This is a genomic window from Pseudactinotalea sp. Z1748, from assembly GCF_049725185.1.
GTDB lineage: Bacteria > Actinomycetota > Actinomycetes > Actinomycetales > Beutenbergiaceae > CALKWS01.
Window position 1 is genome coordinate 232,685 of sequence record NZ_JBMPQB010000001.1, and the last position, 22,645, is coordinate 255,329.

Consider the following 22,645-nt stretch of genomic DNA (forward strand, 5'->3'; position numbering starts at 1 on the left):
CCGGGCGCGCCGGAGGTATCCAATCCGCCCTACGCACAACGACGACGCCCGGGCGGGGCGCCGTCGTCGCCTTCATCGTGCCGGTGAGGTATCAAGCGTGCTCATCTCGTATGGGTCGCTACGGGACTTGCCCGTTCGCCCGGTCCTATGCGTGGACTGATCGCGCGTGGGTTCTCACTGCCCGATGGAGTTGTCCTTCCTTTGTACCCCGTTATCGGCCCGAGCGCGAGTGGTTCGGCGGATCGATCCGCGTCCCGGTCTCATCTTGTGGGCACTGCGCTGGACACCGCCGGCGAACTGCGCGTGCGCGAGAGCGGTGCTCCGATGCGGTGCTTGTCCACAGCGACTGTGCTTCGGGGGGCGGCGTCCACAGCGTGCCCCGGCGGCCGTGCTGCGCGAGGGCGTGATCGGCACGCTGAGAAGGCCAGCAGGGCGTTGGCCGAGCAGGGAGGCGGAGCAGGATGGATCGGGACCACGACCGGCAGGAGGGCGAGCCCGACGCGCCGCCGGTGGCGCTGCGGTCGGCTGATCCGGCGCTGATCGAACAGGTCCGGGCGATCGGGGAGTTGCTGCAGGTGGCGATCCTCATCTGCCCGCCCGGTGCGCCCGCGCCCCGTGCCCGGCTGCTGTTGGAGGACCCCACACAAGCGCTTCCGTCCCACCCGTCCTGGGGTGCCTCCGTGCTCCCGGTGATGGCCGGGGAGGGGGAGGCCCCCGATCGTGGTGGCCGGTCCGGGCGAGGGCCCGACGGCGGGAGTCGGCACGGGATCCTGCGGCTGCCCCGGCAGGGGGAGGAGCTGCTGCGGCGGATCCGTGCCGCTGCCCGGATCCGGCAGGCCGTGGTGGTGGGGGTGGTGGGTGCGCGGGGTGGTGTGGGTGCCTCCAGCCTGGCTGCGGTACTGGCTCGGGCCGCAGCCGCCGACCGGGCCCGCACCGCTCTGGTCGACCTGGATGCCGTGGGCGCCGGGGTGGACCTGCTGCTGGGGATCGAGGATGAGCCGGGCGTGCGCTGGGCGGACCTGACCGCCCCGGAGGGGGACTATGACGGCCAGCAGTTGACCGCCGCCCTGCCGATCTGGCATTCGGTCCGGGTGTTGTCGGCGGACTGGCGCGGGGGCGTGCCGACCCCCACCGGCGATGCCGTGCTGCAGGCCCTGTGGGGGGACCTGGATGTGATGGTGCTGGACATCGCCCGCCACGACGGCTGGCACCGCTGGTCCCGGATGTGCGATGCCGTGGTGCTGCTGGCCGGTTGTGACGTGATCTCGGCGGCCGGGGTGCAAAGCACCCGGAGGGCGCTCGGCGCCGCAGCGGTGCATTTGGTGGTGCGCGGTCCCTCACCGGGCGGCCTGACCGCTGCCGAGATCGCGCAAGCCTGCGATGTGCCCCTGGCGGCACAGATGCGCCCGGAACGGGCACTTGCCGCCGGTCTGGAACGAGGAGTCGCGCCGGGTGATCACGGTAACGGACCGCTGATGCGGACCGGACGGGCGCTGGCCGCCGCCCTCGACCTGGCCGGCCGGAGAAGTGCCGCATGACTGCGGGGGCCCTGCCCGAGCCGGTGCCCGTGGGGCACGCGGACGACTCGGGAGCCCAGTCCTCGCTGGCGCGAATCCGCACGCACCTGGCTGCCGCGGGAACCGGCGCACAGTCGGTGACCACGGCCGTGCGGTCGGTGCCGGGGCTGCGCTCGGACCACCAGCGCTGGCACCTGGCCAGATCGGCTCACCAGGACGTGGCCGGCGCAGGGGTATTGCAACCCCTCCTGGATGATCCGGAGGTGACCGACGTCCTGGTCAACGGTCCCGGTCAGGTCTGGCTGGACCGGGGCGCCGGACTGCAGCCGGTGGACGTGCCGGGGCTGGGACCGGTGCGCGCGCTGGCCACCCGGCTGGCGGGTGCGGCGGGGCAGCGCCTCGATGACGCCGCACCGGTGGCCGAGGGCAGGTTGCCGGACGGCACCCGGCTCCATGCGGTGCTGGCACCGCTGGCCACCGTCGATGCGGTGATCTCGCTGCGCAGCATGCGGCGCCGGGCACTGTCCCTGGCCGAACTACGCGAGCAGGGCTTCGTCGATGGCATCGGCGCGCAGATCCTGGACCAGTTGGTGCAGGTGCGGGCCAACGTCATGGTCTCCGGGGCCACCGGCGCCGGCAAGACCACCCTGCTGGCGGCGATGCTGTCCCTGGTGCCGGGCACCGAGCGGATCCTGTGCATCGAGGAGGCTGCCGAACTGATACCCGATCATCCACACGTGGTGCACCTGCAGGTGCGACGCTCGAACGTGCAGGGTGCCGGCGGGGTGGGACTGGACCAGTTGGTCCGTACCGCGATGCGGATGCGGCCGGACCGGCTGGTGCTGGGGGAGTGCCGGGGTGCGGAGGTCCGGGAGGTGCTCGGCGCGTTGAATACCGGCCACGACGGCGGCTGGGCGACCGTGCACGCCAACGCCGCCGGTGACGTGCCGGCCCGGCTGGTGGCGCTGGGTTCCCTGGCCGGTCTGGACCCCGCAGCGGTAGCGGTGCAGGCGGCCAGCGCCCTGGATGCGATCGTGCACCTGCGCCGCGACGGCGGGCGCCGATACCTCGACCAGATCGCGGTGATGACCCTGGACACAGCCGGCGCCATGACCTGTCCGGTGGCGATGTCGGCCGGCTCCGACGGGGCGTTCAGCCCAGGACCTGCCTGGCCCGCGCTCGCCGCGCGCTTGGATGCCGGACCGCGATGAGCCCGGTCTGGGCGACGCTGACCGCCGCCGCGCTACCACTGCTGCTGGTGGTAGCAGCGTCGGCCTGGACCCTGCCGGGGCGGCCGGTGGGCCGCACCGTCCGCGCCGCGGGCATGTGCGCGTGGCATGGCCGGAGCGCTCTGGAGGGCGAGGATCCGGACCGTGATCGCGATGGCGACCGCACCCGCGGTACCGGCCGAACGCGCGGGATCGGCCGATCTCACGGTGCCGGCCGAGCCCGGGGGTGGCGGCAGCGACTGGTGCACTGGCGCCGGCGGTCACCACCGGTGGATCTGGGTGCGGTGCTGACCGAGGTCGCTGCCCGCATCAGCGCCGGGGCCGCACCCGGGCGGGCCTGGCAACAGGCCCTACCGGGCCGCGTGCCGACGGGGCAAGCGGGTATGGCCGACGACGGCGTGCCGGCAGCACTGGGGGCGTTGCGGCCGGTTCCGGCGCACCCGGGCCGGCCCATCGGCTTCGGGCGGCGCCGGGCCGGCAAGGACCAGGTGGCACTGATCCATCAGATCGCCGGGGCGGAGGTGGCGTGCCGGATGGCGCACACGGTGGGGGCTCCGCTGGCCCGGGTGCTCCAGGCCAGCGCGGACGGTGTGGTCGAGGCGGGCCGTGCCCGGGCAGCACGGCGCACGGCGCTCGCGGCCCCGCGTGCTACCGCCCGGTTGCTGGGTTGGTTGCCACTGGCCGGGCTGGTGCTGGGCAGTGCGTGGGGTGCCTCTCCGGCCCAGGTTCTCTTCGACGGCGGGTGGGGCAGCGCCTGCCTGGTACTGGGAGCCTTGCTGATGGCGGCCGGTCACCTCTGGTCGGCCCGAATGGTGCGTGCTGCTGAACGGGTCGGGTCGTGATGAGCCCGTGGTGGGTTCCGGTGCTGCTGGTGCTGGCGGCAGCTCCGTGGACGCTGAGAAGGGCGAAAGCGGCGTCCTGCACCGGCAGTACGGGAGGTGCGGACAGCCGCCCGACGGCGGAGTACGCCCGGGTGGACGCCGCTGTTCTGGCGGACATCCTGGGTGCGGCGATCCAGGCCGGTGCCTCGATCCCGGCTTCCTTGGCGGCGCTGGGCCGGGCGGTGCCGGGCGAGCAGGGGCAGGAACTGCAGCAGGTGGCCGCGACCCTGCGCCTGGGTGGGGACTGGCCGACGGCGTGGGCGCGGGCGGGTCAGGACCTGCAGACATTGAACCGGGCACTGCAGCCGTCCTGGACCGACGGTGTGGCGCCCGGCGGCCTGTTGCGGCACGCCGCGGCGCAGATCCGAAGGCGCCGGGCGGAGGAGGCGCGGGAGGCCGCGGCCCGCCTGGGTGTGCGCCTGGTGCTGCCGATGGGCCTGTGCTGGCTGCCTGCGTTCGTGCTCCTGGGGTTGGCCCCGGTGCTGTTGTCCACCGGTGGTTCGCTCTGGCCCTGAGAGCCCCGTGGCTCGCCCTGCCCCTGGATGGCCGGCGGGTCCACAGAGCGCAGCCGCCGCGACCGGTGTCCACAACCACTCGGGCGGCCCCGGCACGGGGTGGGCACGGCATCCCACAGTGGGTGCACCGCACCCGCCGACCGTGTGGGTGCAGGAGGGAGAGAACCATGGCCGAAACCCACGCCGGGGCCGAGCTCCGGCGCCGGTGGTCGGCGGTGCGACGCACCACCGATGCCGGGATGGCCACCGCTGAGTACGCCATCGCCACCCTGGCGGCGGCTGCGTTCGCCGGGGTGCTGCTACTGATCCTGCGTTCCGATGAGGTGCGCGGATTCCTGATGGGCATCATCCGGCAAGCGCTCTCGGTGGCGGGCTGACCCATGGCCCACCACCGACGAGCAGTGCAGCGGGGTTCGGTGACCGCCGAACTCGCCTTGTGCCTGCCGGCAGTGCTCCTGGTGCTGTTGTTGGTGGTGACCCTGGGGGCGGCGTCCGTGGCGCAGTTGCGTTGCACGGACGCCGCTCGCGCCGGGGCCCGGGCGGCAGCCCTCGGGCACGGCCAGGCCGAGGTGCACAGGATCGTGGCAGACCGGGCAGGTGACGGCGCCGCAGTGCGGATCGATGCCGGCCCGGATTGGGTGCGGGTACAGGTCAGCCGGCCCCTGGTGAGCCAGTGGTGGGGAACCTGGCGCATCAGTGCGGAGTTCTCCGCCGTCCCCGAACCCAGCGCCGAACCGTGAGCGCCACGCAGCGCCGGCCGGGATCAGCGGCGCACCCCGAAACGAATGGGGACCGCCCGGTCCGGGCGAAACGTACTCGGGCCGGGCCAGGCCGAGCCGACCGGGGCTCGATGACCGTACTGATGCTCGGGGTGGTCTCCGTGGCCCTGGTCCTGGCCCTCGGACTCGGCGCCCTGGCCCGGTCCACCCACGCCCAGGCCCGCGCGCAGGGCGTTGCCGATCTGGCCGCGTTGGCCGCCGCGCACGAGTACGCCCGCAGTGGTGTGCCCGGGTGCCCGGTGGCTGCCCGTGTGGCGGCTTGGCACCAGGTGCAACTCACCGAGTGCCGGGCCGTGGGACCCCTCGTACAGGTGCATGTGGCGGTGTCCCTCCAGCCACTGCCGGGATGGCGTACCAGAGCTCACGCCGGGGCACGGGCGGGACCGGTCGGCATCGACCCTCTCGGCGCACGCGCTACCTCACGCCTCCCGCGCGGCTCACCCCACCTCCCGGCACCTGCGAGCCTTCTGCGACAGGTCCGCCCTTCGTGACAGGCCCCCGCCGGCTCCTGCAGAATGGATGGTTTCGACCACGTCGGGAGGTCAGCCATTGACCACGAGGGCAACAGGAAGATCCGGCATGGCGATCTGGGTGAGATCCGTCTGACCGGCGCACGCTCGCGCCTGAGCGCGGCTGCCGGGCTGACCGTGGGCGCGGTTCTGCTGGTCCTCGCGACAACATCGGTCGGGCTTGTGCTCGTTTCCGGCCAGGGCGTCGGTGTCGACCTCACCTTGCTGTCGCGGTTGTCATCGTCCGGTCCCGGCACGCTCACCGCCGTCGGCGTGCTCTCAGGCCTGGCGGACCGTTGGGTCTCGGCGGCGCTGACCGTGGTCGTGGTGGGCGTGTTGTGGTGGCGGACCCGGCGACCCGACCTGCCTGCGGTCGCGCTGCTGGCGCTCGCGGGCGGGGCGGTGCTGATGGCGGTGACCAAGCTCCTGGTCAACCGGACCCGTCCGGGGGAGGCCGCAGAGACCGCCACGTTCTCCGCTTTTCCTTCCGGTCACGCAACCCGGGCGATGGTGCTCGGGTTGCTGCTGGCCTGGTTGCTGGTGCGGTGGCGGCGTAGTTGGCGGCGGTTCCTCCTCGCCGCGGGAATCCTGGCCCTGGCGGTGGGGGTCGGACTCACTCGAGTGGTCCTGGCGATGCACTGGCCCACCGATGTGGTCGGTGGCTGGATGCTCGGGACGGTCTGGTTCGCGGTGGTGCTCCTCGTGCTCCGACCCGCCTGCCCGGGCCGACCCCAGGCCGGCCGGCACCCAGCCGCAGCCGGCTGAGGCTGCCTGCTCCGGCACTCAGGACCGGTGGGGTGCGAGGCGCTCGCCCACCCACTGCCGTGGAGTCCCTGAGACAATCACTCAGGTGACGTCCGCAGCAGTCGAGGTGGTGTTGGCCGGCCGGGCCGACCGGTTGGTCCACCTGCACCAGATCCCGGCCCGGCCGGCCCGGCACGGCACCTGGCCCACCTGGTCCGACCCCCAGATGGTCGCCGCCTATGCGGCTCATGGCGTGCACCACCCCTGGACCCACCAGGTGGAGGCGGCCCATGCCGCGTGGGAGGGCAAGCACGTGGTGCTGGCGACCACGACCGGTTCGGGCAAATCCCTGGCGGCGTGGCTCCCGGCGGTATCGGCGATCCGCGCACCAGTCAGTACCGGGCGGATCTCGCAACTGCGCCGCCGGCCCACGGCGCTGTACTTGAGCCCCACCAAGGCCCTGGCGGCCGACCAGTTGCACGCCCTGAGCGGGCTGCTCACCGACGGGGGCATCGCCGACGTCCGGGCCGTTACCTGCGACGGGGACACCCCGCTGCTGGAGCGGGACTGGGCCCGGGACTACGCCGACATCGTGCTGACCAACCCCGACTTCCTGCACTTCGCGATGCTCGGGGCGCACCGCCGCTGGGACCGGTTGTTGCGCGGCCTGCGATTCATCGTGGTGGATGAATGCCACGCCTACCGCGGAGTATTCGGAGCGCACGTCTCACTGGTGCTGCGCCGGTTGTTGCGGATCGCCTCCCGCTACGGCGCCGAGCCGCAGGTGATCATGACCTCGGCCACCACCGGAGACCCGGCGGCCACCGCGGAGCGGATGCTGGGCGTGGAGGCCGGGCGGATCCACGCGGTGGTCGACGACGGCGCGCCGAGCGGACGGCGCACGATCGCCTTGTGGCAGCCGGCCCTGGCGCAACTGCCGTGGAGCGAGGAGCAGGAGAAGGACGACGACGAAGGCCCCCGGCGCTCGGCTCTGGCCGAGGTGTCCGAACTCCTGGCCGATCTGGTCGGCGCGGGCCACCGCACCCTAGCGTTCGTGCGCTCGCGCCTGGCCACCGAGGTCGTGGCCCAGCACACCCAGGAACAACTGCACCTGGTTGGCGCCCACGTAGGGCCGGGGGCCGTGGCCGCCTACCGCGGCGGTTACCTGCCCGAGGAGCGGCGCGACCTCGAACAGCGCCTGCGCACCGGCGACTTGCTGGCCCTGGCCACCACCAACGCCCTGGAACTGGGGGTTGACATCGCTGGGCTGGACGCGGTGCTGATCGCCGGCTGGCCCGGGACGCGGGTCTCGATGTGGCAGCAGGTGGGCCGGGCCGGACGAGCCGGCGCCGAAGGGCTGGCGGTGCTGGTGGCCAGCAACAACCCGCTGGACAACTACCTGGTGCACCACCCCGAGGCGATCTTCGAGGCCGACGTGGAGGTCACCACCTTCGACCCGACCAACCCCTACGTGCTCGGCCCACACCTGTGCGCGGCCGCTGCCGAGGCCCCCCTGACCCCCGAGGACCTGCCCCGTTTCTCCCTGAACGACACGGCCGTTCTCGATGCGCTCACCGCGCGGGGCCTGCTGCGCCGCCGAGCCGGCGGGTGGTACTGGAACTACGACCGTCCCGAACGACCGGCGGACCTGACCGACCTGCGCGGCGGAGGTTCGGCCCAGGTGCAGGTGGTCGAGGCCGACACCGGCAGGGTGCTGGGGACGGTGGATGAGACCCGGGCCGATGCCAGCGTGCACACCGGGGCCATCTACATCCACCAGGGCCGCACCTTCCGGGTGGAGGCTTTCGCCGACGACGTGGCCCTGGTAGTCGAGGCGGACGTGCCCTACCGCACCCGCGCTCGCACCGACAAGGAGGTGCGGGTGGTGAGCACCCGGACCTCGCGCACCTGGGGGCCGGTCACCTGGGGCTTCGGTGACCTCGAGGTGGCCTTCCGAGTCACGGGGTATGACAGGCGGCGTCTGCCCGGTATGGAGATCGTGGGCTCCTACCCGCTGGAGATGCCCGAACGCACCCTGGCCACCACCGGATGCTGGTGGAGCGTACCCGAGGACGTGCTCACCGAGGCCGGTGTGGGCCCCGGCGAGGTCCCCGGCGCGCTGCACGCCGCCGAGCACGCCGCGATCGGCCTGCTCGGGTTGATCGCCACCTGTGACCGTTGGGACATCGGGGGGCTGTCAGCGGCCCTGCACGCCGACACATTCGCGCCCACGGTCTTCGTCTACGACGGGCTCCCTGGTGGCGCCGGGTTCGCCCAGCGCGGTTTCGAGGCCGCCCGCACCTGGATCAGCGCCACCCGTGACACGATCGCGCACTGCCCCTGCGCCACCGGGTGCCCATCGTGCGTGCAGTCGCCCAAATGCGGCAACAACAACTCCCCCCTCGACAAGGCCGGGGCGCTGCGGGTACTCGGCCTACTGTGCGAGGTCGCCCCTGCACCGTGAGCCGGCGTCAGAGCCGGGCCGGTGCGGTCAGCTGGTCCCGGCTTCCACCCAGGTACGCACGTCGGCGGCCGTGTCGGCCACTGACCGTCCGGTGGTGTCGAACCGACGGTGCCCCAGTCGCTGCAGTAGTGCGGTCGCCTCGGGGGCGACGCCGTCGTCGGCTGAGTCCAGGACGTGGCGCTCCAGATCACGCACATTCCGGTCCGACCACTCCAGGTCCCGCTTGGAGGGCTTGGCCGCCAGCCGGTCCTGCCCGTGGTTGCGGGCCAGCCGCACCGACAACGGCGCCAGCAACTCCGCCACCCGCACCGGCGCGCCCATCTCGCGGTACGGCGCGGTGATGTGTTCCACGTACCGCGTATCGACAGGATCGGCGAAGTCCCAGACCACGGTGAAGATCAGGTCCAGCCCGGCGCCGGCGGCCTCTTCGATCACCCGGCGGCGGAACTCGAGGTCCAGGGTGGTAAAGGCAGGGGTGCCGTAACCAAACACCTCCAGTAGCGGCTCGATCGTGTGGTGGTTGTGGAACAACCGGAAGTCGCTGGTGGCGGCGATCCACCGGCCGATCGTCATCTTTCCCACGGCCGGAGGCCCGGTCAGCAGCAAGAATCTCATGGTGCCATCGTGGCCACTGCCGTGGTGTATGCCAACAAGATCTGGCCCCTCGACGATGGGATGGTGAACCGGCAGGGCGCACCCCGCCGGGAGTGGCGTACACACCATCTCCGGGCAGATAGACTCTGCCGGATCGATGTCCGGTTGGACGTGCAACCGGTCACAGTTCGTTGCCGCGCTCATAGAGGAGAATGCATGCCCACGCTCGACACCACGAGCATTGTCATCGTGTCGGTGATCGTGCTGATCGCACTCGCCGCGCTGGCGATCGCTGCGGTGCTGCGCGGTCAGGTTCTGGCCGCCGCTGACGGCACCCCAGCCATGCAGTCCATCGCCCAAGCGATCCAGGAGGGTGCTCGGGCCTACCTGTATCGGCAGTTCAAGACGCTGGGCTTGTTCGCCGTGATCGTCTTCGCCCTGCTGTTCCTGTTGCCCGGGGACCTCGGGGTCAAGGTGGGACGGGCCATCGCCTTCCTGTTCGGAGCCGGTTTCTCGGCCGCGATCGGCTACCTGGGAATGTGGTTGGCCACCCGCGCCAATCTGCGTGTGGCCGCGGCTGCCACCCGGCCCGGTGGCAACGTCGAGGGCGCCCGGATCGGAATCCGCACAGGTGGCGTGGTGGGCATGAGCGTGGTCGGACTGGGCCTGCTGGGTGCTGGGGCGGTGGTGCTGATCTTCGGCTCCGACGCACCGTTGGTGCTCGAGGGCTTCGGCTTCGGCGCGGCGCTACTGGCGATGTTCATGCGCGTGGGCGGCGGGATCTTCACCAAGGCCGCCGACGTGGGAGCGGACCTGGTCGGCAAGGTGGAGCAGAACATTCCCGAGGACGACCCCCGCAATGCCGCCACCATCGCCGACAACGTCGGCGACAACGTCGGGGACTGCGCCGGGATGGCCGCGGACCTGTTCGAGTCCTATGCGGTGATGCTGGTGGCCGCCCTGATTCTGGGCCGGGCCACGATGGGTGAACAGGGCCTGATCTTCCCGCTGATCATCACCGCCATCGGCGCGCTGGTCGCCGTCATGGGTGTGTTCATCACCCGGGTGCGGGGCGCCGAATCGGCACTCGCTGCCATCAACCGTGGCTTCTACCAATCCGCGTTGGCCGGTGCGGTGCTGGGCGGGGTGGCCGCGTTCATCTACCTGCCCTCGACCTTCGCGGACCTGACCCCCGGCAGCGTGGACCTCAGCACCCACCCCGGAGACCCGCGCTTGATCGCCGCACTGGCGGTGCTGATCGGCGTAGTACTGGCCGGGGTGATCCTGTGGGTCACCGGTTACTTCACCAACACCACGTCCAAGCCCACGGTGCACGTGGCCGAGACCTCCCGCACCGGTCCGGCCACCGTGGTGCTGTCCGGTATCGGGGTCGGGTTCGAATCGGCCGTGTACACCGCCGGCATCATCGCCGCGGCACTGTGCGGGTTGTTCCTGCTCGCCGGCGGTTCGGTGTGGCTGTCGCTGTTCCTGATCGCCCTGGCCGGTTGTGGTCTGCTCACCACCGTCGGAGTGATCGTGGCGATGGATACCTTCGGGCCCGTCTCCGACAACGCCCAGGGCATTGCGGAGATGTCCGGGGACGTCGATGAAGCCGGCGCCCAGATCCTCACCGACCTGGACGCCGCGGGCAATACCACCAAGGCCATCACCAAGGGCATCGCGATCACCACTGCGGTACTGGCGGCCACCGCGCTGTTCGGGTCCTACGCCGACTCGGTCAGCGCCGCGATGCGTGATCTCGGCGTGGACGTCGGTGCGATGCACGACATCGTCGCCTCGATGATCTCCTACGACATCATCTCCCCGATCACCCTGGTCGGGGTGATCCTGGGCGCCAGCACCGTGTTCCTGTTCTCCGGACTGGCCATCGACGCCGTCACCCGCGCCGCCGGCGCGATCGTGTACGAGGTGCGCCGCCAGTTCCGCGAGATGCCCGGCATCATGACCGGCCAGACCCGGCCCGAGTACGGCAAGGTCGTGGACATCTGCACCCGCGACTCCCTCCGTGAACTCATCACCCCCGGACTGCTGGCCGCCTTCGCCCCGATCGCCGTCGGCTTCGGTCTGGGCGTGGGGCCGCTGGCCGGGTTTCTCGGAGGTGCGATCGCAGCCGGGGTGCTGATGGCGGTGTTCCTGGCCAACTCCGGTGGCGCGTGGGACAACGCCAAGAAGATCGTCGAGGACGGCGCGCACGGTGGTAAGGGGTCGCCCGCACACGAGGCGGTGGTGATCGGTGACACGGTCGGTGACCCGTTCAAGGACACCGCCGGCCCGGCGATCAACCCGCTGATCAAGGTGATGAACCTGGTGGCGCTGCTGATCGCCCCGGCCGTGGTGGCGATGAGCATGCCCGCGGATGCCAACCACACGTTGCGCATCGGCATCGCGGTAGTGGCCGCCGGGATCATCTTCACCTCGATCATCATCAACCGGTTGCGAGCTGCCAAGTCCGATAAGGACATGGCAGCCCAGTCCGGGGAGCCGGTGCACAGCCCGCGCTGAGCGGGCCGGTCACGCGCGTCGGCGGCTCGCCCGACGCGTGTGGCCTGCACGTCGACGGCGTCGAGGGGACAGCACGATCGGGTGAGCCCGGGCTACTCAGGCACGCCCGGTCGGCGGTAACTCAGTGGTCACCGGCTCCTGCGTCGTCGTCGGTTCCTGTGTCAGGGCACTGTCCGCGCGCACCCCGGTGCGCACCCGCAGCACCAGCACCAGCCCGGCCAGCAGCACGGTGGCGATACCGAGAATCCCCCAGTGCGAGGTCTCGGTGCGCGAGGCCGCCCCGGTGAACCACACCCCCAGCAGGATCGCGCTGGAGTAAGCAGTCGGGGCCAGGAAACTGACTGCACGCCCGGTGGTGGCGTACAGGCCGAAGAACTCCCCCTCCTTGCCCTTGGGGATGAGCCGGGACAGGAACGTGCGCGAGGCCGACTGCACCGGGCCCACCCAGATCGCCAGCAACAGCCCGAACACCCAGTAGATGATCTGGCCGCGGTCGTGGAAGGCGAAGATGATGATGCCGGAGGTGATCATCATGACCAGGGAGACCACGATCAACTTCTTCGGGCCGAACCGGTCATCGAGCGGACCGAAGGCGATGGTGAATACCCCGGCCACCACATTGGCCACGATCCCGAAGATGATCACATCCCCGGGCGAGAAGCCGAACACGGTCGCCGCGACCACGCCACCGAAGGTGAACACACCGGCCATCCCGTCCCGGAACACCGCCGAGGCGATGAGGAAGAACACCGTGTTGCGGTCGGTCTTCCACAGGTGGGCGATCGTGCCGAACAACCTCCGGTAGGAGTCGATGACGCCGAATCGTTCCTTCGGTGGGCGCGGCTCGCCGGCGGTGCGACGCATCACCCAGAGCACCGGGAGCATGAAGACCCCGAACCAGGCCGCGGCCAGCAGCATCGAGATGCGCACATCCATCCCGTTCTCGCTGGTCACGCCGAACAGACCCACCTCGGGGTCGATGAACCCGAAGAAGATGATCAGCAGCAACACGATGCCGCCGATGTAGCCCAGCCCCCAGCCCAGCCCGGAAACCCTGCCGATGTTCTTCGGCGTGGACAGGTCGTTGAGCATCGCGTAGTAGTTCACCGAGGCGAACTCGAAGGCCACATTGCCCGCGGCCAGCAACAACAGGCCCAACCACAGGTACTCCGGCGCCGGGGCCACGAAGAACAGCCCGGCGGAGGCGATCACCACCAACGTGGTGTTCAGCCCGAGCCAGAGCGTGCGCCGGCCGGTGCGGTCGGCGCGCTGGCCGCTGATCGGGGCGAACACCGCGATCAGCACCCCGGAGGTGGCCAGCGCGAAACCCAGGTTCGTCTCAGCGTTCTCCCCGAAGGCATCGGAGGTGATGTAGACGGTGAAGACGAACGTGGTGATCACCGCGTTGAACGCCGCCGAGCCCCAGTCCCACAGCGACCAGGCAAGCACCGGCCAGGACAGGGTACGCAGCGGCCGCCGGTCCCCGGGCGTGAACGACCGGCGCCGTGGTGCGGCGGCGATGGTGGGACCGTTGGCGTCGATGCCGGCCCGGTGGTGCGGGGGCTCGTCCTGTCCGCCCTGCCCGGAGTGGGTTGTCATATCGAGCACGGTATCGTCCGCGGCGGTCTTTGCGGTGGAAGAATAAGTTCCGACAGTGAATTAAAGGTGAACCACTGGGGAGAAGGGAGCGCTGGTGGCCGATCAGCCGCATCCACCGGCGCCCACGGCAGATCCCGTTCTCATCGCCGACCTGCGCCGTGACCTGGCCGCCACCGGCTATGAGGTGGGTCATCTCGGCGAGATCGTGGGTGAGGTGGCCATCGCCGCGCTGGACCGGGAGGAGCCACTGCCGGCCCGGGACGCCGCTGCCGCGAGCACCGAACCCGCCGCAGCGCTGATGCGCCTGTTCACGCTCGGGCAGGAACTGACCAGGAGCGAGCTCGACCGTGCCCTGCCCGCGGTGGGGGCCGACGGCGCAGCCCGCCTCGGTCTGGTCCGCGCGGCCGGGCAGGGCGCCGGCGATCCGGTGCGCGCGCAGGTCGACCTGCGCCCGGTCAGCACCGGGGCGCACTCGTGGTGGCTGGCCTCCGACCAGGGGGAGGCCGTCACCGGCGCGGTGCTGGACACCGAGCACGTGCTCGGTGTGGGTGCGGCAGGGCGGACCCTGGCCGAGATCACGGTGCCCGCTCCGGTACGCAGGGCGTTGGACCTGGGCACCGGATGCGGCATCCAGGCCCTGCATGTGGCCGGATTCTGCCCGGACGTGGTGGGAAGCGACCTGTCGGCGCGCGCGCTGGCCTACGCCTCCTTCAATGCCGGTCTCAATGGGGTGGGCCTCGACCTGCGCGCCGGGGACATGCTCGCGCCGGTGGCGGGGGAGACGTTCGACCTGATCGTGTCCAACCCGCCGTTCGTCATCACCCCCCGCACCGAAGCGCCCCCCATCACCTACCGCGACGGAGGTCGGGGCGGCGATGACCTCATCGCCCACCTGGTGCGCGCACTGCCCGAGCACCTGGGGCCCGGGGGCACCGCGCAGTTCCTGGCCAACTGGGAGATCCCGGCCGGCGGTCGGTGGAGTGAGCGCCTCGAGGCCTGGACGCGGGACCTGGACGTGGACGTCTGGGTGATCCAGCGGGAGCAGATCGATCCGGCCCGGTACGCCGAGACCTGGCTGCGCGACGGCGGTCTCAGCCCCGAACGGGACCGGGAGGGCTGGGAGCACGCATACCGGACCTACCTGCGGGACTTCGCCGCGCGTGATGTCGGCGCCATCGGGTTCGGGTACGTGCTGCTGCGCCGCCGCGAGACCGGCGGGGGCATGCGTGCCGTGGAGAGCACCGTGGATGGCGGCGGTCGCGGTGGCGAGTTCGCTCCGACGGGCGGGCCGTGGCGCCGTTTCGAGGAACTCACCACCCCGCTGCCAGCAGGTGCCGGGGTAGCCATCGGCGCCACCCTGGACGCCGTGCCCGCCCTGGCCGGGAACCTCCTGGACCGGCGCTATCTCGTGGCCTGCGATGTCACCGAGGAGCGGCACTACCGGCCCGGCCAGCCCGACCCGGAGGTGATCGTGCTGCACCAGGGCGGTGGCCTGGGACGCAGCCTGCGGGTATCGAGCCATACCGCGGCGCTGGTGGGTGCCTGCGACGGGGAACTGGCCGTCGGGCAGATCATCGGTGCCCTCGCGGTGCTTAGCGAGGAGCCGGTCGAGGCGGTACGCGCCGAGGTGGCACCGATGGTGCGCGAGTTGGTCCTGGACGGCTTCCTACGCGCGGTCTGACCCTGCGCCCGGTCCCGCCGCCTGTTCCCGCCGCGCTCTCCCACCCTCTCCGGCGCCCCCTATCTCACCTCAGACCGTCCTCAGTGGGGGTTCGGCCCGCGCGGCGCCGCTGCACTTCCAGTTCGAGGCCGTCCAGCAGGGCGTGGAGGCCCAGGGCGAAGGTCTCTTCCCAGCCGCCGTCGAAGGTGTCCTCGGCCATCCCGGCCATCGTGGGGTAGTGGCCCGACTCCACCGCCTGCACCAGCAGTGGCAGCTGCAATTCCCAGAACTCGCCATCGCTGACCCCGGACTCCTCAGCCGCCTGCTGGTAGAGGATCTCCTGCCGCGCGGTGCCGGTAACGTACCCGTCCAGCAGGGACATCACCATGACCTTCTCCTGGTCACTGAACGGCATGTCGGCCAGCCCGGACATCAACCGCTCAATGCCGGCCAGGCTGTGCGGGCCGATCGGAGTACGCGTGGAGTTGACCTGCAGCAGCCACCGGTGGTGCAGGTGCAAGGCGCGTCCCCGCCAGGCCCAGGCCTCCAGGACCTCGCGCCATCCGTCGTCGGGCGTGGTTGCGGAGTCCGCCGGGAGGACCTCGACGGCGTCGAGCATCAGGTGGAGCAGTTCCGTCTTGCCCGGAACGTAGCGGTACAGCGCCATCGGGCTCATATTCAGTTCGGCGGCGAGTTTGCGCATCGAGAGCGCATCGATCCCACCGGCGTCGGCGATGTCTATCGCTGCGGTGACGATCTGGTCCAGGGTGAGGCTGGGCCTGGGTCCTTTGCGGGTCTCGGGGAGCCCTTCCCACAGCAGCCGCTGGCTCACCGCGAGAGGATTCTGTGCCGCCTGTTCCTCGCTCATCATGCACCCCGTTCGCGCGCGTTGCCGTACGTGCGGCAATTCCATTGACTTTCTGAGGACACCGTACGCTATAGTCTCCTGCGGACACCGTACGCAGAATGTGAGGCGCCCCTATGACTCATCCCGAGACGGCGGTGCGGGCCACCGGCCTGATCAAGCGGTACAAGAACACGCTCGCCCTCGACCGGGTGGACCTGGCCGTCCCCGCCGGCACCGTGCACGGGCTGCTCGGGCCCAACGGTGCCGGGAAGACCACCGCGGTACGCATCCTCACCACCCTGACGCGGCTGGATGAGGGGCAGGCGGAGGTGGCAGGCCTGGATGTCCGCACCCAGGCCCGGCAGGTGCGCCAGCGCATCGGCCTGACCGGTCAGCAGACCGCCGTTGACGACCTGCTCACCGCCCGCCAGAACCTCACCATGTTCGGCAGGCTGTTCCGGCTGGACAGGACTGCCGCCCGGCGTCGCGCCGATGAGTTGTTGGAGATGTTCAGTCTCACCGAGGCAGCCGCCCGCGTGCCCAAAACCTTCTCCGGAGGGATGCGCCGGCGGCTGGACCTGGCGGCCAGCATGATTCTGGCGCCGCAGGTGCTGTTCCTGGACGAACCCACCACCGGGCTGGACCCGGCCGGACGCCGGGAGGTGTGGCAGGTGGTACGCGACCTGGCGGTACGGGGCACCACCGTGCTGTTGACCACCCACTACCTGGACGAGGCAGACCAACTCTGTGACCGGATCAGCGTGATCGACCATGGCCGGAACATCATCGAGGACACCCCCGCCGGGCTGAAACGCCGGATCGGAGACGAGCACCTGGAGGTCACCGTTGCCGACCCGGCCGACCTACCCGCCCTGAGCGAGGCTGTCTCCACGCTGATCGGCGCGCCACCTGCCGTGATCGAGAGCACCGGGACGGTGAGTGTGGCGGTCTCCGACGGCGTACGGACCCTGACCGCGGTTGCCGCCGAGGTCCGCGCGCGCCACATCGAGATCGCCGACATCGCCCTGCGCCGACCCACGCTGGACGAGGCGTTCCTGCACCTGATCGGCGACCGCCCCGTACCTCAGAAGGAGGCCGTTCGATGACCACTCACACGCCCGCAACCGCCCACGCGGCGGTAGCGATCGACGATTCCGCCGCCGGACGCCTGCGCTGGGCGCTCAAGGACTGCTGGACCATCGTGCTGCAGGAATTCATGCACCTGGTGCGCCAGCCCTCGACCTTCGCCTGGCAACTGGGCATGCCGGTGATGATGGTTCTGATGTTCGTGTACGTGTTCGGCTCGGCAATGGACGTCACCGGCCAGGGCGCGGGGGAGGGGTACATCGACTACGCCATGCCCGGGCTGTTCGCGATGACGATGGCGTTCGGGTTCATGAACACCGCCTTCGAGGTCACCCTGAAGAAGGAGAAGGGGTTCATGGACCGGTTCCGCTCGATGCCGATGTCCTCCTCGGCGGTGGTCACCGGGCGCGGGATCGCCGATATCATCCATGCCGCGATCGACCTGACGATCATCGCCGCGCTGGCGTTGATCATCGGGTGGCGCTCCGGGGGCAGCCTCGTCGCGACCCTCGCAGCCTTCGGGCTGCTGCTGTGGCTGCGGCTCGCCCTGATCTTCGTGGGCGTGTTCCTGGGCCTGCGGTTGAAAAACTCCGAAGCGGCCGGGAGCCTGTTCGCGGTGGCCTTCCCGATCGGGTTCATCTCCTCGGTGTTCGCCCCGCCGGAGATGATGCCCGGTTGGCTCGGAGCGATCGCGGCATGGAACCCGGTCTCCTCCACCGCCAACGCGATCCGGGAACTCTTCGCCACCCCCGGGGCGGGGCAGGGCGAGGCCCAGTACTGGATCGACGGCCACGCCCTGGCCGGAGCGGTCGGCTGGCCCGCCCTGCTGATGGTGATCTTCATCCCGTTGGCGATCCGGCAGTTCAAGAACCTGAGCAAATAGCCACCGCGCCCACCGCCCGGAGAAGGGCTGCTCCTCGGGGCGCAGCCCGCCGCGAGGTGATCGTTCCACGCTATGTCCCCATCCCCAGTCCCTGCGAGCTACCGTGGGCCCGTGTCCACCGCCACCACACCCGGGCAGGGCCGGTCCGCAGCGAGCATCGCCCGAGGCCTGTTGCCGCCGTTGCTCCTGGCCGCCGTCACGGTGGTGGGGCTGTGGGCCACCTGGCGCGTCTTCGTGCTGTGGCCCACGGGCCAACTCGTCGACGACGCCGCTTGGCAGGGCAGCCAGTACGGCCGGGACCGCCTCGATGCCCTGGTCGAACCGGTGGTCCGAGTCATCTCCGAACCGTTCCTGGTGCTGGCGGCCCTGGTGGTATTCGGGGTTGCCGCCATGCAGCGGCGCTGGTCGATCGCGATCGCTGCCACCGTGATGCTCGGCGGAGCGAACGTCACCACCCGACTGCTCAAGGAGTACCTGCTCACGCGCCCGGACTTCGGCCTCACCGAACGACCGGTGAACACTCTGCCCTCGGGGCATACCACCGCGGCAGCAACGGTAGCGGCCACGGCACTGCTGATCGCTCCGGCGCGTTGGCGTGGCCCCGTCGCACTGGCCGGTGCCGCCTACGCCGGAGCCACCGGGGTCGGCACCCTGGTGCTCGGCTGGCACCGTCCCTCGGACATCGTGGCCGCCTACGCGGTGGCCGCCGTCTGGTACTTCCTCATCGAAGCAGCCCGGGGGTTGCGGTTGCGGCCCCTGCCCCGCGGATACGGCGAAGCGCCTGCAGGCAACGCCTCGGCGTGGTTGTGGTTCATTGCCGGAGCGGGGGTACTGGTCGGGATCGCCGGCGGTATCCTGACGTTCACCCAGGTCCCCGGGGTCGACTTCTCCGCCCAGGTGCTGGCCTACCTGACTGCGGGGGCCGGCGTGATGGGCGTGGCTGCCCTCAGCATGGCGGCGATGTTGGGGATGCGCCCCTATCACCGCCTGGACAGCCCCTGAGCACCGGAGGAAGTGTTGAACCGTTGAGTCTGGCGATCGTTGGTCACCGCGGTGCCATGGCCCATGAGCCGGAGAACAGTCTCGCGTCGTTCGCGCTCGCCGAAGCGGTGGGGGCCGATGAGATCGAACTGGACGTACGGCTCAGCAGCGACAGAGAACTCGTCCTGGTCCACGATGAGACGTTGGATCGTATTGCCGCCGATGGCGCCGCGCGCGGACTCGGACCGGTGTCGGCACTGACGCTCGCCCAGTTGCAGAGCGTCACACTCGGTTCGGGGCGGGGCGTGGTCACGCTGGAAGAGATGTATGAGGCGACCCGGGTGCGCATTCAACTCGAGATCAAAGACCCCGCCGTCACGCCGCACCTGGCGCAGTATTACGCCTCGCGTCCGCAGCACGCGCGCAGAACGATCGTGGCGTCCTTCTGTGCCGATGTGACCCGCGCGGTCGCCGACCTCATCCCTGGTACTGGTAGGCAACTCATCATGGAGGCGATCGCCGGTGTCCAGCACCATGCTGGTGGTCTGTGGGGTGCGCTCGAACACGCGAGGGCCACACGTCTGGCGTGCGGGTTCGCGGGCGTGACACCGCGACTGGTCGAACAGCTCCGCGCGGCGGGCCTCGAGGTGCATCTGTGGCCGGTGCGGACCTTGGACGACATCCGCGAAGCGATCGGCGTCGGCGCGAACGGGGTGACGTCGGACGATCCCGCTCGAGCGATCGCGTGGCGCGAGCAGGTGCTCGCGGAGGGTTAGCTGGACCTCACTTTCCGTCGGTGACACGACGGCCGTGTGCGGTTGCACCGCAAGGTGTGGTTAGTATGCGCCCAGACGTGGCTGTACCCTGCGGGACTGATCTACGATGCTGTGTCGTCGTCGTCCCCGCCGGAGCCGCCACGATCACCAGCCCAGCGCACCGGCCGAACCAGCCGAACGAATAGGCCGAACGGGTCGGGCCATTGAGCCCCGTCCGTCCGACACCGCCCAGGGCGAAACGCCCGCACTCGAACCCTTCAGGAGCAACCGCGTGACAACCCCCGCACGCAAACTCGTCATCGTCGAGTCCCCCGCCAAGGCCCGCACCATCGCGGGCTACCTGGGCTCGGACTTCGAGGTGGAAGCGAGCGTGGGGCACATCCGCGACCTGCCCCAGCCCTCCGAGCTGCCTGCGGAGATGAAGAAGGGCCCGTACAAGAAGTTCGCGATCAACGTCGAGGACGGCTTCGACCCCTACTACGTGGTGGACGGTGACAAGAAGAAGAAGGTCACCGAACTCAAGAAGGCACTCAAGGCAGCCGACGAGCTCTACTTGGCCACCGATGAGGACCGGGAGGGCGAGGCGATTGCCTGGCACCTGCTGGAGGTCCTCAAGCCCAAGGTTCCGGTCAAGCGGATGGTGTTCCACGAGATCACCCGCGAGGCCATCCAGCGCGCCCTGGAGTCCACCAGGGAACTGGACACCCGCCTGGTCGACGCCCAGGAAACGCGCCGGATCCTGGACCGGCTGTACGGCTACGAGATCTCGCCGGTGCTGTGGCGCAAGGTGAGACAGGGGCTGAGCGCCGGGCGCGTGCAGTCCGTCGCCACCCGGATGGTGGTCGAACGCGAGCGGGAGCGGATGGCGTTCCGCTCGGCCAACTACTGGGACGTGGTCGGGGAGTTCTCCGCCGACCCGAGCGTGCAGGCCAAGAACGTCGACGGCGACTCCGGCGCCGTGTTCAAGGCTCGCCTGGTGGCCCTGGACGGCTCGCGCGTGGCTACCGGCAAGGACTTCGGTGACGACGGGGTTCTGCGCACCGCCTCGGCGGTGCACCTGGATGCCGAGGCCGCCCACGCCCTGGTGGAGGGCCTGGCCTCGGCGAGTTTCGCCGTCCGCCGCGTCGAGGAGAAGCCCTACAAACGCCGGCCGGCCGCGCCGTTCACCACCTCCACGCTGCAGCAGGAGGCCTCGCGCAAGTTGCGGATGAACTCCCGGGCAGCCATGCGCACCGCGCAGGCGCTGTACGAGAACGGCTACATCACCTACATGCGGACCGACTCCTCGGCGCTGTCCGGTCAGGCGATCAACGCCGCCCGGCGCCAGGCCGCCGAACTCTACGGCGCCGAGTACGTGCCGGATTCCCCACGGGTCTACGCCGGGTCCAAGGGGGCCCAGGAAGCGCACGAGGCGATCCGTCCCGCCGGGGACTCCTTCCGGACCCCCGCCCAGGTGGCCCGGGAACTCTCCGGGGAGCAGTTCCGGCTCTACGAGTTGATCTGGAAGCGCACCGTGGCCTCCCAGATGGCCGATGCCACCGGTTCCACCGCGACGATCCGGCTCGGCGCGTCGTCGTCGACCGGTCAGGACGCCGAGTTCTCCGCATCCGGCACCGTGATCACCTTCCGCGGCTTCCTGGCCGCTTACGAGGAGGGGCGCGATGCCGCGCGCTACGACGAGTCCCGGGACTCCGGCACCGATCGCCTCCCCCAGGTCGCGAGCGGGGACGGGTTGCAGGTGCACGACCTGCTCGCCGACGGGCACGACACCAGCCCGCCACCGCGGTATACCGAGGCGAGCCTGGTGAAGGCGATGGAGGAGCGCGGCATCGGCCGTCCCTCCACCTACGCCGCCACCATCTCGGTCATCACCGACCGCGGCTACGTACTGCGGCGCGGGCAGGCGCTGGTGCCCAGTTGGCTGGCGTTCTCGGTGGTGCGACTGCTGGAGACCCACTTCGGGCGCCTGATCGACTACGACTTCACCGCCGGGATGGAATCGGACCTGGACCGGATCGCCGCCGGGCAGGAGGACCGGGTGGACTGGCTCACCGGGTTCTACTTCGGCAGGGGTGACGTCGAGGGACTGCAGGCCCTGGTGGCCGACCTCGGCGACATCGACGCCCGGGAGATCAACTCCATCGACATCGGTGACGGGATCACGCTGCGGGTGGGCCGGTACGGGCCCTACCTGGAGTACAGCGGCACCGGCGCGAACGGTGCGGCCGGCGCCGGCGATACCTCGGTCGGTGCTGATGAGGCCAAGCCGACCCGGGCCAGCGTGCCCGACGACGTGGCTCCGGATGAACTGACCGTGGCCAAGGCCCGGGAACTGCTGGAAACCGCCTCCGACGGCGACCGGGAACTGGGTACCCATCCCGAGACCGGCCGGTCGATCGTGGCCAAGTCCGGGCGCTTCGGTCCCTACGTCACCGAGGTGCTGCCCGAGGAGGAAGCGGGTAAGGCCAAGGGCGGTAAGAAGGTCAAGCCCCGGACTGCCTCGTTGTTCAAGGACATGGACCTGTCCACGATCGACCTGGACACTGCGGTGCGGCTGCTGTCCCTACCGCGGCTGGTGGGCACCGACCCGGAGTCGGAGGAGGAGATCTGGGCGCAGAACGGCCGGTACGGGCCGTACCTGAAGAAGGGCACCGACTCCCGCTCCCTGGAGAACGAGTACCAACTCTTCGATCTGACGTTGGACCAGGCGCTGGAGATCTACGCCCAGCCGAAGCGGCGGGGCAGGGCCGCGGCGGCACCGCTGCGGGAACTGGGTGAGGACCCGGTCTCGGGTAAGCCGGTGGTGGTCAAGGACGGCCGGTTCGGTCCGTACGTGACCGATGGCAGCACCAATGCCACGCTGCGCAAGGACGATCAGGTGGAGTCGATCACCGCCGAGCGCGGCTATGAACTCCTCGCCGAGAAGCGGGCGAAGGGCCCGGCTCGCAAGCCGGCGGCGAAGAAGCCCGCTGCCAAGAAGCCGGCCGCGAAGAAGCCGACTGCCAAGAAGCCGGCGGCGAAGAAGTCGAGCGCCGGCACCACGAAGTAATCCCAGGAG

The 22,645-nt window shown here is 70.4% G+C and carries 19 protein-coding genes; 16 read left to right on the forward strand and 3 right to left on the reverse strand.

Annotated elements, in window-relative coordinates:
* The first annotated feature begins 461 nt into the window (after positions 1-461).
* The 9 genes from ssd (at position 462) to ACO0LU_RS01230 (ending at position 8,638) form a co-directional block, all read left to right on the forward strand.
* Complete coding sequence (ssd, locus tag ACO0LU_RS01190; RefSeq protein ID WP_424789603.1) at positions 462-1,538, forward strand: septum site-determining protein Ssd; 1,077 nt, start codon at positions 462-464, stop codon at positions 1,536-1,538.
* The gene (locus tag ACO0LU_RS01195) at positions 1,535-2,728 is read left to right on the forward strand and encodes a TadA family conjugal transfer-associated ATPase (RefSeq protein WP_424789604.1); all 1,194 of its coding nucleotides are present in this window, start codon (positions 1,535-1,537) and stop codon (positions 2,726-2,728) included. The genes ssd and ACO0LU_RS01195 overlap by 4 nt, the downstream gene beginning before the upstream one ends.
* Positions 2,725-3,588 (forward strand): hypothetical protein, encoded by an 864-nt coding sequence (locus tag ACO0LU_RS01200; RefSeq protein ID WP_424789605.1) that lies wholly within the window; start codon positions 2,725-2,727, stop codon positions 3,586-3,588. The genes ACO0LU_RS01195 and ACO0LU_RS01200 overlap by 4 nt, the downstream gene beginning before the upstream one ends.
* Positions 3,588-4,142 (forward strand): type II secretion system F family protein, encoded by a 555-nt coding sequence (locus ACO0LU_RS01205; protein ID WP_424789606.1) that lies wholly within the window; start codon positions 3,588-3,590, stop codon positions 4,140-4,142. The genes ACO0LU_RS01200 and ACO0LU_RS01205 overlap by 1 nt, the downstream gene beginning before the upstream one ends.
* Positions 4,143-4,309: 167 nt before the next feature.
* Entirely contained in the window at positions 4,310-4,519 is a 210-nt protein-coding gene (locus ACO0LU_RS01210) for a DUF4244 domain-containing protein (protein WP_424789607.1), read from the forward strand.
* Between the two features lie 39 nt (positions 4,520-4,558).
* On the forward strand, positions 4,559-4,882 hold the full coding sequence (locus tag ACO0LU_RS01215) for a TadE family type IV pilus minor pilin (protein WP_424789608.1): 324 nt from the start codon (positions 4,559-4,561) through the stop codon (positions 4,880-4,882).
* Positions 4,883-5,004: 122 nt separating this feature from the next.
* Positions 5,005-5,412 (forward strand): Rv3654c family TadE-like protein, encoded by a 408-nt coding sequence (locus tag ACO0LU_RS01220; RefSeq protein ID WP_424790175.1) that lies wholly within the window; start codon positions 5,005-5,007, stop codon positions 5,410-5,412.
* 24 nt (positions 5,413-5,436) lie between these two features.
* Positions 5,437-6,195, forward strand: coding sequence for a phosphatase PAP2 family protein (locus ACO0LU_RS01225; RefSeq protein WP_424789609.1), 759 nt, complete (start codon positions 5,437-5,439; stop codon positions 6,193-6,195).
* Between the two features lie 85 nt (positions 6,196-6,280).
* Positions 6,281-8,638: a DEAD/DEAH box helicase gene (locus ACO0LU_RS01230; protein WP_424789610.1), complete on the forward strand. Its 2,358-nt coding sequence runs from the start codon at positions 6,281-6,283 to the stop codon at positions 8,636-8,638.
* Positions 8,639-8,665: 27 nt separating this feature from the next.
* Here the strand turns inward: ACO0LU_RS01230 and ACO0LU_RS01235 are convergent, their stop codons facing one another.
* On the reverse strand, positions 8,666-9,253 hold the full coding sequence (locus ACO0LU_RS01235; RefSeq protein ID WP_424789611.1) for a hypothetical protein: 588 nt from the start codon (positions 9,251-9,253) through the stop codon (positions 8,666-8,668).
* A gap of 195 nt (positions 9,254-9,448) precedes the next feature.
* Here ACO0LU_RS01235 and ACO0LU_RS01240 point away from each other — a divergent pair, with 195 nt between their 5' ends.
* On the forward strand, positions 9,449-11,755 hold the full coding sequence (locus tag ACO0LU_RS01240) for a sodium-translocating pyrophosphatase (RefSeq protein ID WP_424789612.1): 2,307 nt from the start codon (positions 9,449-9,451) through the stop codon (positions 11,753-11,755).
* Positions 11,756-11,851: 96 nt separating this feature from the next.
* Here ACO0LU_RS01240 and ACO0LU_RS01245 read toward each other — a convergent pair whose 3' ends face one another.
* Complete coding sequence (locus tag ACO0LU_RS01245) at positions 11,852-13,354, reverse strand: MFS transporter (protein ID WP_424789613.1); 1,503 nt, start codon at positions 13,352-13,354, stop codon at positions 11,852-11,854.
* Positions 13,355-13,448: 94 nt separating this feature from the next.
* Between ACO0LU_RS01245 and ACO0LU_RS01250 the strand changes: the two genes are divergently transcribed.
* Positions 13,449-15,035, forward strand: a complete 1,587-nt coding sequence (locus ACO0LU_RS01250) for a DUF7059 domain-containing protein (RefSeq protein WP_424789614.1) — start codon at positions 13,449-13,451, stop codon at positions 15,033-15,035.
* A gap of 64 nt (positions 15,036-15,099) precedes the next feature.
* Here ACO0LU_RS01250 and ACO0LU_RS01255 read toward each other — a convergent pair whose 3' ends face one another.
* Complete coding sequence (locus ACO0LU_RS01255) at positions 15,100-15,882, reverse strand: TetR/AcrR family transcriptional regulator (RefSeq protein ID WP_424789615.1); 783 nt, start codon at positions 15,880-15,882, stop codon at positions 15,100-15,102.
* Between the two features lie 113 nt (positions 15,883-15,995).
* Here ACO0LU_RS01255 and ACO0LU_RS01260 point away from each other — a divergent pair, with 113 nt between their 5' ends.
* The 5 genes from ACO0LU_RS01260 to topA all read left to right on the forward strand — a co-directional run bounded on the left by ACO0LU_RS01260 (position 15,996) and on the right by topA (position 22,636).
* Complete coding sequence (locus ACO0LU_RS01260; protein ID WP_424789616.1) at positions 15,996-16,967, forward strand: ATP-binding cassette domain-containing protein; 972 nt, start codon at positions 15,996-15,998, stop codon at positions 16,965-16,967.
* Positions 16,964-17,830: an ABC transporter permease gene (locus ACO0LU_RS01265; RefSeq protein WP_424789617.1), complete on the forward strand. Its 867-nt coding sequence runs from the start codon at positions 16,964-16,966 to the stop codon at positions 17,828-17,830. Before ACO0LU_RS01260 ends, ACO0LU_RS01265 begins: the two co-directional genes overlap by 4 nt.
* Positions 17,831-17,941: 111 nt before the next feature.
* Positions 17,942-18,832, forward strand: a complete 891-nt coding sequence (locus ACO0LU_RS01270; RefSeq protein ID WP_424789618.1) for a phosphatase PAP2 family protein — start codon at positions 17,942-17,944, stop codon at positions 18,830-18,832.
* A gap of 56 nt (positions 18,833-18,888) precedes the next feature.
* Positions 18,889-19,587, forward strand: coding sequence for a glycerophosphodiester phosphodiesterase (locus ACO0LU_RS01275; protein ID WP_424789619.1), 699 nt, complete (start codon positions 18,889-18,891; stop codon positions 19,585-19,587).
* A 271-nt stretch (positions 19,588-19,858) separates the two neighbouring features.
* Entirely contained in the window at positions 19,859-22,636 is a 2,778-nt protein-coding gene (gene topA / locus ACO0LU_RS01280; RefSeq protein WP_424789620.1) for a type I DNA topoisomerase, read from the forward strand.
* Positions 22,637-22,645: the final 9 nt, after the last annotated feature.